This is a genomic window from Providencia sp. 2023EL-00965, from assembly GCF_033550225.1.
Classification (GTDB): domain Bacteria; phylum Pseudomonadota; class Gammaproteobacteria; order Enterobacterales; family Enterobacteriaceae; genus Providencia; species Providencia manganoxydans.
Genome location: NZ_JAWUEH010000022.1, coordinates 1 through 13,705 on the forward strand (window position 1 = coordinate 1; position 13,705 = coordinate 13,705).

A 13,705-nucleotide genomic window follows, 5' to 3' on the forward strand; every position below is an offset into this window, starting at 1 on the left:
AACATGAATATCCACAAATATCTCCTTGGTAATCATAAATTCCCCGTACAAAAATGTACGGATAATACCAAGTGGCTCAGTTTTCTATGATCGTTAGTGGATCAGTTTTACATGATCAGTGACAATTTGCACTTTGTCGTTACCACCGCCAGCTGGGAACACACAATCTTCTAATTCAATAGTGAATTGTTTTGGTGAAGACGCACCGCCGTTCGCCAACACAGAGTTTGCGATTTGGCCTAGGTCAACTGTTTGGTCAATTGAATCTGAGCTGATTGAGCATGGTGCATCAATGATTTCGCCTTTGAAGGTCACTTTACCGTGACCTTGGTTAGACTCGACTGCGAATGCTGAAACACTCATTGCGCCAGAAATCAGGGTTGCTAAAATAATCTTTTTCATAATTTGCCTCTGCAATAAAAATAGCGTGGTTTAATTAAAGGGATGATCACATCATCCCTTTTCAAGTTGTGACTTATCTCTATATTGAAATAAAGAAAACATCCCCCTTAAATTCACATAGGAAGATATTGTCTTTATTTAAAATAAAACCGAAAATTAAAATAATAACATTAAATTTATATACTAATTAATTTTAAACATATTCTTATCATTCTCTTTTAATGAAAGGAATATCCGTTGATAACTCTCATCGACCTTTCCCTTTATATCTGAGATATTCAAATATACATGTTTAAAAAACTCATCAATTGATACATTTAAAACATTCAAAATTAAAATTAAAGTATCAACTGTAATATTACAAATACCTCGCTCATAACGAGATACCTGCTGTTGGGAAACATTCAACTGAATGGCTAACTCTTTCCCTGTCATTACTCGACTACGGCGTATTCGATATATCTCTTGGCCGACCGCTTTAGTAAATACGGTTCTCATATCATATTCAGAGCGTTCATCGAAATAAATGTCATTCATTTTAACACTCCAGCTGTGTTTATTTTTTACTCCATAAATGCAACAAAATAATTTATTTCGTTGCATTATAAGAAACATAGATTAAAATTTATTAATTATTATTAATAACAGAATTAAATCCCTTATTAATCATCTGTTATGAATTAATTTAATATAAAAAACTGCACACAAAAGATAGTCTTAATGCGACACTCCCAGCAAAGCCGCATAACTCCCATATGGAGTAAAATTTAATACACTAAATATGAGTTAAGAGTGCTTCAAATTTACTATTTTTGTTTTTAAGTGCGGTTTGATTTTATAAAAAGTGTCGAGTAAATTAGTTAGCACACAAGGCAACGAAATAAATTATTTTGTTGCATAACAAATAAACAAAAATACATTTAAATCAAAAGGTTAAGCATCACTCCCCCTGTTCTTCCTTATCGTCTACACTCTTTATTTTTGTAACAATTACCTTTTTAGACTATCAATTGACGTTAGTTTTATTTTTTTTATTTATCAACTGCAAAAAAACTAAGTTAAATTTATTTTATCCCATCATCATCCCAAAAATTCTGATTGATTATTGAAAATTAAATTTGTAATCTTTATTCAACTACCGAGTGATAAAATACTAATAAAGAAAACAACGCTTCTCTGCGTTATTCATCTACATAATTTTAGTTTTTATATTAACTCGATTAACTACATCATTTATGTAACAAGAACAAAATGATAATAAATTCATCATCTTTATTCTTGTATTTAGATCTATTTTTAATAATAGCCTTTTAGTTATTCAAGGAGTTCATTATGGCTGCTTTATATCGTGTGTGGCCCTCGATTAACTTGACATTTACAGTCGGTTTTTTCTGTACCTGTTTCTTTATTTCTACAGCATACAGCGAAGAAAAAAATAATAGCTTACCGGGGTTACTTCAATTCGCACAAGAATATGAAGCACGTAAAGCTCAGCTATCAGATAATACTCCTGAAGCATTCTCACAAACGGGGATCCAGTTACCCCAAATCAAATTGAAAATATTGCAGCAACAATTGCACGCTAGCCAGCGTCGTGAACAACAATACCGCGAACAACTTCAGCAACAACAAGCTGATTTTCAAAGTCTTAACAACAATCTACAATTACTAGCGAAAAAAAACAGTACACCCCCACCAGCGAGTTCAACTCGGTCCACCTTAACAATCGATGCGCTAAAAAAAAATGAGCAGTTACGACAAGCTTATGCTGCGGGGATCGCTATTGGCCAAGATGCACTCACCATTCACCAAGATAATCAGTCCTATGGGCAATCGTTGGATAAGCAAGCTTATCTTGCAGGGATCACTGATGCATTTGAGGGGCGTATACTGCTCTCTCCCACTGAACTACACACCGCATTAATTGCCTCAGAAGCATCAATAGAAAAAAATAAAGGGAAACAGAAAGCCCAGCAAGCGACTTTAGCAAAACATTTCTTAGATAATTGGAAAAAGCAAAAAGAAGTAAAATCAGACCCAATGGGCTATGACTACAAAATTAATTATCTAGGACAAGGCAAAATTAAAGACAACGATGTGATAAGCATTGTAGTCAAAGAATCGTTACTCGATGGTACCGTCGTCAGTGATATGGATCTGCAAAATAAATCCTTGACCCTACCGCTTGATAACTATCCACCACTGTTCCAATCAGCGATCCGTCATTTACAAAACCACGGTGAAATTACTTTTGTGGTGCCACCTGAATTAGCCTATGGCGATGAAGGCTACCCCCCCTCCGTTCCACCGGGCGCTTCGTTAATTTACACATTGCGCATTGCCGATATTCAAAACGCCCCAATACAATAAGGTCAGCACGGTATGATGAAAAGACATTTTGGGGCACTTATACTTATCAGCCCCTTACTACTGGCAGGCTGCGATAACCAGCCCGCACCAGAAGAGCAAGCTGCCACACAAGCCATCAATGCCACTAAACATTTTGAAGAGGGATTGAGTGATTACCAAGCCAGCCCCCCTGATTATTTATCGGCAGCGGAGCATTTTCAAAAAGCCGCTGAACAAGGCAATGTTGATGCACAACTTTACCTTGCTGCGTTGTATGAATCAGGCTTGGGTGTGGAGCAATCTTGGCCAAAAGCCATTCACTGGTTTAAATCTGCCGCCACACAAGGCAGTTTGCCAGCGCAATACCAATTAGGATTGATTTATGAAAAAGGGAAAGGTGTCGAACAATCACGATCGGAAGCTTTACATTGGCTCACTTTAGCAGCGGAACAAGGTGAAGCTGATGCACAGCATCAACTGGGATGGTTGTATATGGAAGAAAGTCAGTATAATCAATCATCTGCACAATCAGCACTCAAGTGGTTTCAAGCCGCAGCCGAACAAGGGCATGCCTCTGCACAAAATATGTTGGGTTGGTTATATGAAAATGGCGCTAGCGGCTACCCCAACATGGCAGAAGCAATCAGGTGGTATCAAGCCGCCGCAGATCAAAACAATGCTTATGCATTGAATAATTTGGGCTGGTTTTATTGGCAAGGTAAAGGAGGCAAAGTCGACAAAGAAAAAGCACTCAGCTACTTTACGCAAGCGGCCGAATTAGGGGATAACGATGCTCAGTTGAATTTAGGGTTGATTTATTATCAAGGTGATGGCGTACCCGTTTCCATCGAGCTGGCACAAAAATGGTTTATGCGTGCTGCGGAACAAAATAATGCCTATGCTCAATACAATTTAGGTTGGCTGATCCAAAAAGGCCAAGTGGCGCAAACTTCACACCATGCTGCACGTTATTACTTTCAGTTAGCCTGTGATAACGGATTACAACAAGCCTGCATTGCCCTTCAAAAAACCGTCCCCTGATGAGGCTTGACATCAACGGTATGTGAGCAAACTTTCAGCTTTTCAATGAAATGGGCGGTGCGCTGGGAAAAGCTATATTGACCTTGTAGGTGAAAGTCCCATCGTAGAAGGTTAGCCAGACCACTACGTAGCGAGTCTTGTGTGTACGGCGGCAACAATGGAAACGAAGCGTAGACAACGAAACATGCGAGCCGGAATCTAATGATGAACGTGATAGCTCCAAAATACACCAGCTCGTGTGTGCCGATAGTTAGTCCAGCTAGCAGGCAACAGTTACTGAATGCACATACTGGCAAATATCCATACAACAACACATACCGAAGCCGCAGGCGCCTGCGAGTTTGTATAGAACAATGTGGAACCCTGGAGATCCTGATATTTCTCAATGAGTGAGTATTTTCAGGCACAAGTTCTATCACATTTTTTTGGTTACTTCATGAGCCATAAGCTCACCTAAAACACGAACAACATCGGCTTCAAGCATACGACGAATTTCTATTTGCCCTTTCTTCTTTCTTGAGCCAGAAATTGTTTTACCATCTTTACCTTTACGATCTGCAATCCGTTCAACCAAGTAAAGCCCAATAAGTTCTTTTACTGTTAACTGCGTTTTTACGGTTGGAGCTGTTCCTGTTTTTTATATTGCTTTTCTTCTTTCATCTCAGTCGCGAGGCATCGGCCTAATTGACGTAACTGTTTCAACGCTTGTAACTTAACTCTCGCCTCACTCAGTGAAGTTTGAGGAAAATTACCGATCTTTAGCTGTACAAGTTTATGTGTAACTGGGCTACTATAACGGTAGAAAAATGTCTTAATGCCTGTTGCGCCACAAAATACACGTAAACCTGTATTTTCACCTGTATCAGACCTATCTTTACTATTAGGTTTCATTGCCTCAATAGCTTTCGTTGATAAGGGTTTTGTTGGTTGCTTTTGGCTCATAAGTGTTACCTTGTTTAGCGCTGACTATAAGATAATTAAAGATTTTTAGTGAAGAGTGTAGGTTATCAGTTTTGTTATGCCCATTAACCATATCACGACCAACAACCTACACTTCAACCTACACTCATATATGGGATTCTGTGATATTTTATAAGATATAATGAGATCTTATGAGACAATGAAAAAAAATAGAATCAAGTTAATTCAATAAGTTAATATAGATAACCCCATGACTGACAGCCAAAACTTCGAATCCCACACACCAATGATGCAGCAGTATCTAAAACTAAAAGCACAACATCCAGATATACTGCTGTTCTATCGTATGGGGGACTTTTACGAACTGTTCTTCGATGATGCAAAAAAAGCCTCTCAACTGCTAGATATCTCACTCACCAAACGAGGCCAAACAGCGGGACAACCCATCCCAATGGCGGGTGTTCCTCACCATGCAGCAGAAAACTATTTAGCAAAATTAGTGCAAATGGGCGAATCTGTGGCAATTTGCGAGCAAATTGGCGATCCCGCCACCAGCAAAGGGCCAGTTGAACGGAAAGTGGTTCGAATTGTCACTCCAGGTACTATTACTGATGAAGCCTTATTGAATGAGCGGCAAGATAATTTGCTGGCAGCGATTTGGCAAGAAGCTCAAGGTTATGGGTTTGCAACACTGGATATCACATCAGGTCGCTTTATTATCAGTGAAATAGACGATGAAGAGTCATTACGAGCTGAATTACAACGTACTCGCCCTGCTGAATTACTTTATTCAGAAGATTTTGCCAGTATGGCTCTGATTGAAGGCTGTAAAGGTTTACGCCGCCGCCCATTATGGGAATTTGAATTAGAGACAGCGAAGCAGCAGTTAGGTCTACAATTCGGCACAAAAGACCTTATTGGTTTTGGTGTAGAAAATGCGACAAGAGCACTACGTGCTGCGGGCTGTCTTCTTCAATATGTCAAAGATACACAACGCACCGCATTGCCGCATATCCGCAGCATTGTAATGGAAAAACAAACAGATAATGTCATTCTTGATGCGGCAACACGCCGTAATTTGGAAATTACACAAAATTTATCAGGTGGAACAGAAAATACTCTCGCATCCATATTAGATTTATGTGTCACGCCAATGGGTAGCCGCATGTTAAAACGCTGGCTTCATACCCCACTTCGTCATATTCAAACACTGAATAATCGCCAACAAGCAATCAAAGCTTTGCAAGAGTGTGGTTTAGAACTGCAACCTTTGTTACGCCAAATTGGTGATTTAGAGCGCGTGTTGGCGCGTTTAGCATTACGTTCAGCACGCCCGCGTGATTTAGCGCGAATGCGCCATGCCTTTGAGCAATATCAGGATATTCATCAAATTCTAAGCCAATCAAACAGCGAATATCTGCAAAACTTACAAAAGCGTATTAATCAGTTCGATGAGCTACAAGATTTGCTACAACGCGCTATTATTGATGCACCGCCTGTTCTAGTACGAGATGGCGGTGTTATTGCCCCTGGATATAATAGCGAACTTGATGAGTGGCGAGCACTTGCCGATGGCGCAACTGACTACTTAGATCGCCTTGAAATTCGCGAAAAAGAGAAGCTTGGCATTGATACATTAAAAGTTGGTTACAACGCGGTTCATGGCTATTTTATCCAAGTTAGTCGTGGTCAGAGCCATTTAGTGCCGATCCACTATGTGCGCCGCCAAACCTTGAAAAATGCTGAACGCTATATCATCCCTGAATTAAAAGAATATGAAGATAAAGTTTTAACCTCAAAAGGCAAAGCGTTAGCAATCGAAAAAGCGCTTTACGATGAGCTATTTGATATGTTGTTACCACATCTAGCTGATTTACAGCTTAGTGCGGAAGCATTGGCTGAGCTCGATGTACTTAATAATTTAGCAGAGCGCGCTGAAACGCTGGGCTATCATTGCCCACAATTAACAGATAAGCCTGGCATTCAAATTACTGAAGGGCGTCACCCTGTTGTCGAGCAAGTGTTGAGTGAGCCATTTATTTCAAACCCGCTTTCTCTGTCACCACAGCGACGTCTACTCATTATTACAGGCCCAAATATGGGCGGAAAAAGTACTTATATGCGCCAAGCCGCATTAATTACTTTACTGGCTTATATTGGTAGCTTCGTCCCCGCGACTAAAGCCATCATCGGTCCTATCGATCGTATTTTTACACGCGTCGGCGCATCCGATGATTTAGCATCTGGACGTTCAACGTTTATGGTTGAAATGACCGAAACAGCGAATATCCTACATAATGCGACGGAGCAGAGTTTAGTGTTAATGGATGAAATAGGTCGAGGAACCTCAACCTATGACGGCCTATCTCTCGCTTGGGCCTGTGCAGAAAATCTCGTCAACCGCATAAAATCGATGACCTTGTTTGCAACCCACTATTTTGAGCTCACTAATTTGCCCGAAAAATTAGAAGGTGCCGCTAATATTCACTTAGATGCGATGGAGCATGGTGATACCATCGCATTTATGCATAATGTTCAAGATGGCGCAGCTAGTAAAAGCTATGGTTTAGCCGTCGCTTCTCTGGCTGGTGTGCCTAAAGATGTCATTAAACGTGCGAAACAAAAACTTAAAGAATTAGAACTGATTTCAAATAATACCAACTCTAGTCATGTCGACAGTGCGCAGTTAAGTTTCTTAGCGCAAGAAGAACCATCACCTGTGTTAAGTGCTTTAGAGAATATCGATCCTGACAAATTAACCCCAAGGCAGGCGTTAGACTGGTTATATCGCTTAAAGGAAATGGATAAGTAGTATGCAAGATCACGCTGAATTACTTGCCCCTATCAGGCAATTTTTACATTGCGAAACGCCCGATAGTTGGGTTGAAAAAGCCAGTAAACCAGAGAATTTGCCTATACTGCTAAAAGACCATTTATTATGTGAATTGAAGGCTGCGCAAAGTGCGATGTTTTTAATTCGCAAATATGCGGTAGATAAAGAAAGTGCCGCAGTGTTACTGACATGGTTTAAGCCTTATGAGGACTTTGCCTACGATCGTATTGGTGATATTCATTCATTAAAAGATAAAAACCAAATTTCAAAACAGATTTTAGCTAAAAAACAATCACCTTACAGCCAAGATCTGATCGATAAAATGGTACTTTTAATCAAAGAAGAGCTGCATCATTTTTATCAAGTACTTGAAATCATGCATCAAAGAAATATTAGCTACGATGGCATTACAGCAAGCCGATATGCGAAAGGCCTATTCAGCCATATGAGTGGTCATGAACCACAAACCTTGGTCGACAAACTGATTATTGGGGCTTATATCGAAGCTCGCTCATGTGAGCGTTTCGCTAAGCTAGCGCCTTTCTTAGATGATGATTTAGCTAATTTTTATATTTCATTGTTGCGCTCGGAAGCAAGACACTATCAAGATTACTTAAAGCTAGCTCAATCAATTAGTAAGGTAGATATCAATGAACGAGTTGATATGTTTGGAGCTGTGGAAGCCGAACTAATTTCCTCAATGGACAGTGATTTTAAATTTCACAGTGGTGTCCCTGCTTAAAATAGAAAGAAGCCCTTAACTAATGATGTTAAGGGCTTCTTTATTAACATTCTAAAAATATCTTACATATTAAATAAGGCTTCTAAAGACAAATCTTCGCCTTGTAAAATATCTTTTAACCGCCTCAACCCTTCTACTTGGATCTGGCGTACTCTTTCACGTGTTAAACCAATTTCCCGGCCAACCTCTTCAAGAGTTTCAGCTTCATAGCCTAGCAAACCAAAACGGCGAGCGAGTACCTCTCGCTGCTTTGGATTCAATTCAAATAACCACTTAACAATGTTTTCTTTTAAGTTGTTATCTTGAATTGTATGTTCTGGCCCTGATTCATTTTCATCAGACAGAACTTCTAGCAAGGACTTCTCTGAATCACCAGCAATAGGCGTATCAACCGATGTAATACGTTCATTTAAACGTAACATACGGCTGACATCTTCTACTGGTTTATCGAGCTGCTCAGCGATTTCCTCAGCACTAGGCTCGTGATCTAACTTTTGCGCTAGTTCGCGGGCGGTTCTAAGATAAATATTGAGCTCTTTGACGATATGAATAGGGAGACGGATCGTTCTCGTTTGGTTCATGATGGCTCGTTCAATGGTTTGACGGATCCACCATGTCGCATAAGTTGAAAAACGGAAACCTTTTTCAGGATCAAATTTTTCAACTGCACGAATTAGCCCCAAATTACCTTCCTCAATGAGATCAAGTAAAGCGAGGCCCCGATTATTATAACGTCGAGAGATCTTAACAACTAATCGAAGGTTACTTTCTATCATGCGCTGGCGTGATGCAATATCACCACGTAGCGCCCTTCTTGCATAGAACACTTCTTCTTCAGCTGTTAGGAGTGGAGAGAATCCAATTTCACTGAGATAAATTTGTGTGGCATCCAAAACACGTTGACTTGTGCTCTGGAGTAAATCCATTTCATCATCTAGTTCAGCAACCAGATCCTCTTCTTTGAACTGACTTTCATCGAAAGCATCTTCTATTGTGCTCTCTTCGAGGTCATCATATAACTCGTTAGCTTTCAGCGAACTTTGGCTCATCAGTGACTCCTACCCTTGATAATGAGGACAGAATGTCATTGCACTCTGCCCAGTTTATCGCTGCGGTAAGTAACGCAGCGGGTTTACTGATTTTCCCTTGTAACGAATTTCAAAATGTAATCTAACCGAGCTTGTACCGGTGCTACCCATAGTGGCTATTTTTTGACCCGCAGTAACATCCTGCTGATCACGCACAAGTAACGTATCGTTATGTGCATAAGCACTTAGGTAGTCATCGTTATGTTTTATTATTATAAGATTTCCATATCCGCGCAGTGCGTTACCTGCGTAAACCACTTTTCCTGGAGCAGAAGCAAGTACAGGCTGACCGCGTGAACCCGCAATATCAATGCCTTTATTTCCACCTTGAGCGTCAGAGAAACCTTCAATCATTTTCCCTTCAGCTGGCCAACGCCATTTTATCGATGAACTGTTAGTACTGCTTCCTGTCGTCGGAGAGGTTGTAGAAACTGCCGTGGTAGTTGTTGCCGTAGAAGTCTGTGTTGCAGGCTTCTTATTGTTAGGCAACATCTTACCTGAAGTTTGACCACTTCCATTTGCAGGATACGCATTAGTTGTTCGAAGATCAACCGGTTGCTGGTTACTATTTGATGAATTTGCAGCCAATTGCCCGTTCGAGTTCACATTTCCATTACCAATATTAATAACTTGACCAACATTTAAGCTATATGGCTCAGCAATATTGTTTCTATCTGCTAACTCACGGAAATCATTACCCGTTATATAGGCAATGTAGAATAGGGTATCACCACGCTGGACCGTATAGCTACTACCGTTGTAACTACCTTTAGGGATACTACCGTAATCACGATTATAGATAATACGCCCTTGGCCATTCATGTTAACAGGTGCAGAGTTGGTCACTGAAGGTGATGTATTTGAAGACAAATTAGGTCGAGAAGAAGGCATCGCCGTACTTGTACCACCAGTTACTGGAGCAGTTCTTTGAACGGTCTGCTGGCGAGTCGTTTGGCCATCATTTACACTCGAAATGGGGGCGGCTGTATGATACGGCGTGGAACAACCTGCTAATAAAGCGCCACCAAATGAAAAGATCACCGCCCATCGAATTTTGCTTATTGGGCTAACAATTTTCATGCTTCTTCTCCCGTGAAGAAAAATCTGACATAACAAGCTAATTTATGTTGCGTCAGTAAACATCAGAGCCTGTGATATTCGCCATCCTCCAAGTTGCATGTAGGTTGACTCCTCTCAACTACTCTATAGGGGTAACTTCGTTGATCGCCTACATACGCCTTGAATTATTTAGAGCACAGCTCTCGTAACGAAAAGTATTTTGCTTATTAAAGCAGAAATATAAAATCTTGGACAAGCCAAATGTATCAAAAATATAACAATTTGAGATTATGACTTAATAGAAAATGCGAGTTTCCCGATTTTGGAGCCATAAATTATCAAAATTAGCCAGACAATTCAAAATGAAATTAAGCTAAATCTCCAGCAACCAGAGGAACAAAGCGAACTTTCTCTATCACATTTGAGTGATAATCATTCCCTCTACGCGTAATGAGCTTCAACGCCTGATCTTGATCACCAACAGGTAATACCAAGCGCCCTCCTTCTTTTAATTGCTCTAAAAGCTTTGAAGGGATTTCACTAGGTGCCGCTGTAACAATAATGGCATCAAAAGGCCCTTTTGATTGCCACCCTTCCCAACCATCACCATGTCGTGTAGAGATATTGTGCAAATCGAGCTGCTTAAAACGGCGTTTTGCAGTCCATTGTAAACTTTTCACTCTTTCGACGGAATAAACATGACTGGCTAAATGGGCTAAAACTGCGGTTTGATAACCTGAGCCTGTACCTATTTCAAGCACATGGTCATTTGCTGAAATATCAAGTAGAGCAGTCATTTTAGCAACAATATAAGGTTGAGAAATAGTCTGCCCATAGCCTATTGGTAACGGTATGTTATCATAGGCTTTGTGTGAAAGCGCTTCATCAACAAAGCGCTCACGAGGAACCTGTGATAAAGCTTCTAACAAGCGCTCATCGTGAATTCCCTGTTGGCGTAATTGTGCCAAAAGTTCTTTCATGAGGCCTGTTTTCATTTTACGGTCACTCCTGATTTCTCTAACCACTCTTCAATTAATGAATGTGCTTTATATGCCGTTAAATCAACTTGCAAAGGTGTTATTGAAACATAGCCTTGAGAAACAGCTTCAAAATCACTTCCAGGCCCTGCATCACGGATCTCGCCAACAGGCCCTAACCAATACAGCATATTCCCTTTAGGATCTTCAAGGTTATAAACTTCAGATGCGGCATGACGACTACCACAGCGCGTCACTTTTATGCCTTTTATTTCCTCATAGGGAATATCAGGTACATTAATATTCAGAATATTGCCTGCACGCAATGGATTTTTGTGCAATAAATCCAGTATGTCGCAAGTGACTTTTGCTGCGGTTTCATAATGAGTTTCCCCATCAAGTGAAACAGCTACGGAAGGTAGACCTAAATGTCGCCCTTCCATTGCCGCAGCAACAGTACCTGAATAAATGACATCGTCCCCTAGATTAGGACCACAATTGATCCCAGAAACCACAATATCCGGCCTTGGTCTCACAACTTTATTAACGCCAATATAAACACAGTCTGTTGGCGTACCTTCTTGTACAGATAAATCACCATTAGCCAATGTTTGGATCCTTAACGGTCTATCCAACGTTAATGCATTGGATGCACCACTACGGTTACGATCAGGCGCAATCACTTGCACATGATAGTGTTGTCGTAATGCCGCAGCTAATGTTTGGATCCCCGGCGCTGTCACACCGTCATCATTACTCAATAAAATTTTCAACATCGGCACTTTCCTGATTAATGATTTCTCGAACAAGACTGGTTGCAAAACACCCTGAACTTAAAAAGAAATTAAGCTTCAGTGTATTGGCATCAAGCCATTGCCAATGAAAATTTTGTGGTTTCACGATTGCAGCTCTGCGTGCTGGTGAAACTCTTTCACTTTTCATTAACGCAATAAAAGTATTATAGTTTTCTAAACACTTTGTCTCAAAATTTAATGCATCAAATTGAGTTCCAAGTTCCCCATCGCCGGGTAAAGCAGCCGTAATAGTCAATTCAGATGAGTCAACACGAGGTTGTAAAGTCGATAGCTCTTCCTCTGTGGCAACAAACCAGCTTCCACGCCCTGTTAATTGTAATGCGTCACCAAGTAGTACTTTATTTTCAGTTTGGTTGGCAATCCGTTCGCTAACAATATGATTAAACATAGCACTTCGAGCCGCAGAGAGGTAGAAACTACGTTTATTTCGTTCACGAACCGTAATTTCTTGATTTGCCCATCGTTGAGCTTGGACTAAGTTTTGTCCATTTCGCCCAAACCGTTGCTCACCAAAATAGTTAGGAACGCCCCCCTTAACGATTTTCTCTAAACGTAATTCGACATCCTCAGGTGCTGAAATATCGCGAATGATTAGCTCAAAGTGATTGCCTTTCAGTGTGCCAATACGCAACTTTCTTTTTTGTCTAGTTGTTGCAATAACACGACAACCTTCAAGCATCCATTTTGAAAAATCTGGGGTTTCTTTACCTGGCATCTGTAAACAGAACCATTGTTCAGTAACCGCATTGCGATCTTTTAAACCTGCGTAACTGACTGCTCGTGCTGAAATTTTTGCAAATTTAGCCAATTGTTCAGCCACAAATAAGGTGTTATACCCTGTTTTTTCAACACGAACCATGACATGTTCGCCCTCACCATCAAGCTCAAAGCCAAGGTCTTCTTTAACAATAAAATCTTCAGGTTGGCTTTTTAACTTACCTGATGAGAGTGGTTTACCATGCAGGTACTGTACATTCATGACTTTCATTACCATTATCTTTCACTAACAATACCACTGCGGCACAAGCAATCCCTTCTTTACGCCCAACAAAACCGAGTTGCTCTGTGGTTGTTGCTTTAGCATTCACATCATCCATATGACATTCAAGATCTTCTGCAATATTGACACGCATTTGTGGAATATGAGGTAACATTTTAGGTGCTTGAGCCATAATTGTAATATCAAGGTTACCAATGCTATAACCTTTTTCACGAACGTGGCGATAGGCTTCTCTGAGTAAAACGCGGCTATCTGCACCTTTATACGCAGGATCAGTATCAGGGAATAATTTACCTATATCCCCCAGTGCCGCAGCCCCTAAGATGGCATCAGTGACAGCGTGTAGCACCACATCACCATCAGAGTGAGCAAGTAGGCCTTGTTCATAAGGGATACGTACGCCACCAATGACAATAGGTCCTTCCCCGCCAAACTTATGTACGTCAAAACCATGTCCGATTCTCATTATTTGATCCTT

General features: G+C 40.5%; 14 protein-coding genes. 4 read left to right on the forward strand and 10 right to left on the reverse strand.

Annotated features, from left to right (window positions below; all coding sequences use genetic code 11):
• Positions 1-93 precede the first annotated feature (93 nt).
• Entirely contained in the window at positions 94-402 is a 309-nt protein-coding gene (locus SC428_RS20390; protein WP_318710008.1) for a fimbrial protein, read from the reverse strand.
• Positions 403-585: 183 nt separating this feature from the next.
• Positions 586-939, reverse strand: coding sequence for a helix-turn-helix domain-containing protein (locus SC428_RS20395; RefSeq protein WP_283126385.1), 354 nt, complete (start codon positions 937-939; stop codon positions 586-588).
• Positions 940-1,734: 795 nt separating this feature from the next.
• Here SC428_RS20395 and SC428_RS20400 point away from each other — a divergent pair.
• Together SC428_RS20400 and SC428_RS20405 are read left to right on the forward strand one after the other, a co-directional pair.
• Positions 1,735-2,772 carry an FKBP-type peptidyl-prolyl cis-trans isomerase N-terminal domain-containing protein gene (locus SC428_RS20400; RefSeq protein WP_318710010.1) on the forward strand — a complete coding sequence of 346 codons (1,038 nt, stop codon included), beginning with the start codon at positions 1,735-1,737 and terminating at the stop codon, positions 2,770-2,772.
• A gap of 12 nt (positions 2,773-2,784) precedes the next feature.
• Positions 2,785-3,792 (forward strand): tetratricopeptide repeat protein, encoded by a 1,008-nt coding sequence (locus SC428_RS20405; protein ID WP_070926412.1) that lies wholly within the window; start codon positions 2,785-2,787, stop codon positions 3,790-3,792.
• Between the two features lie 415 nt (positions 3,793-4,207).
• Here SC428_RS20405 and SC428_RS20410 read toward each other — a convergent pair whose 3' ends face one another.
• On the reverse strand, positions 4,208-4,366 hold the full coding sequence (locus SC428_RS20410) for a hypothetical protein (RefSeq protein WP_233445731.1): 159 nt from the start codon (positions 4,364-4,366) through the stop codon (positions 4,208-4,210).
• A gap of 38 nt (positions 4,367-4,404) precedes the next feature.
• Complete coding sequence (locus SC428_RS20415) at positions 4,405-4,734, reverse strand: Arm DNA-binding domain-containing protein (protein WP_257644858.1); 330 nt, start codon at positions 4,732-4,734, stop codon at positions 4,405-4,407.
• A 229-nt stretch (positions 4,735-4,963) separates the two neighbouring features.
• Here SC428_RS20415 and mutS point away from each other — a divergent pair, with 229 nt between their 5' ends.
• On the forward strand, positions 4,964-7,525 hold the full coding sequence (mutS, locus tag SC428_RS20420) for a DNA mismatch repair protein MutS (RefSeq protein ID WP_140182923.1): 2,562 nt from the start codon (positions 4,964-4,966) through the stop codon (positions 7,523-7,525).
• 1 nt (position 7,526) lies between these two features.
• Positions 7,527-8,288, forward strand: a complete 762-nt coding sequence (gene miaE / locus SC428_RS20425; RefSeq protein WP_140182924.1) for a tRNA isopentenyl-2-thiomethyl-A-37 hydroxylase MiaE — start codon at positions 7,527-7,529, stop codon at positions 8,286-8,288.
• A gap of 62 nt (positions 8,289-8,350) precedes the next feature.
• On the opposite strand, the gene rpoS is transcribed toward miaE, so the two are convergent.
• The 6 genes from rpoS to ispF all read right to left on the reverse strand — a co-directional run bounded on the left by rpoS (position 8,351) and on the right by ispF (position 13,693).
• Positions 8,351-9,337, reverse strand: a complete 987-nt coding sequence (gene rpoS / locus SC428_RS20430) for an RNA polymerase sigma factor RpoS (RefSeq protein ID WP_070926418.1) — start codon at positions 9,335-9,337, stop codon at positions 8,351-8,353.
• 54 nt (positions 9,338-9,391) lie between these two features.
• Positions 9,392-10,456, reverse strand: coding sequence for a murein hydrolase activator NlpD (nlpD, locus tag SC428_RS20435; protein WP_070926420.1), 1,065 nt, complete (start codon positions 10,454-10,456; stop codon positions 9,392-9,394).
• Between the two features lie 347 nt (positions 10,457-10,803).
• Complete coding sequence (locus SC428_RS20440; RefSeq protein ID WP_070926422.1) at positions 10,804-11,430, reverse strand: protein-L-isoaspartate(D-aspartate) O-methyltransferase; 627 nt, start codon at positions 11,428-11,430, stop codon at positions 10,804-10,806.
• Positions 11,427-12,188, reverse strand: coding sequence for a 5'/3'-nucleotidase SurE (surE, locus tag SC428_RS20445; RefSeq protein ID WP_070926424.1), 762 nt, complete (start codon positions 12,186-12,188; stop codon positions 11,427-11,429). Before surE ends, SC428_RS20440 begins: the two co-directional genes overlap by 4 nt.
• Positions 12,166-13,215 (reverse strand): tRNA pseudouridine(13) synthase TruD, encoded by a 1,050-nt coding sequence (truD, locus tag SC428_RS20450; RefSeq protein WP_283126380.1) that lies wholly within the window; start codon positions 13,213-13,215, stop codon positions 12,166-12,168. The genes surE and truD overlap by 23 nt, the downstream gene beginning before the upstream one ends.
• On the reverse strand, positions 13,181-13,693 hold the full coding sequence (gene ispF / locus SC428_RS20455) for a 2-C-methyl-D-erythritol 2,4-cyclodiphosphate synthase (protein WP_070926426.1): 513 nt from the start codon (positions 13,691-13,693) through the stop codon (positions 13,181-13,183). Before ispF ends, truD begins: the two co-directional genes overlap by 35 nt.
• Positions 13,694-13,705 lie beyond the last annotated feature (12 nt).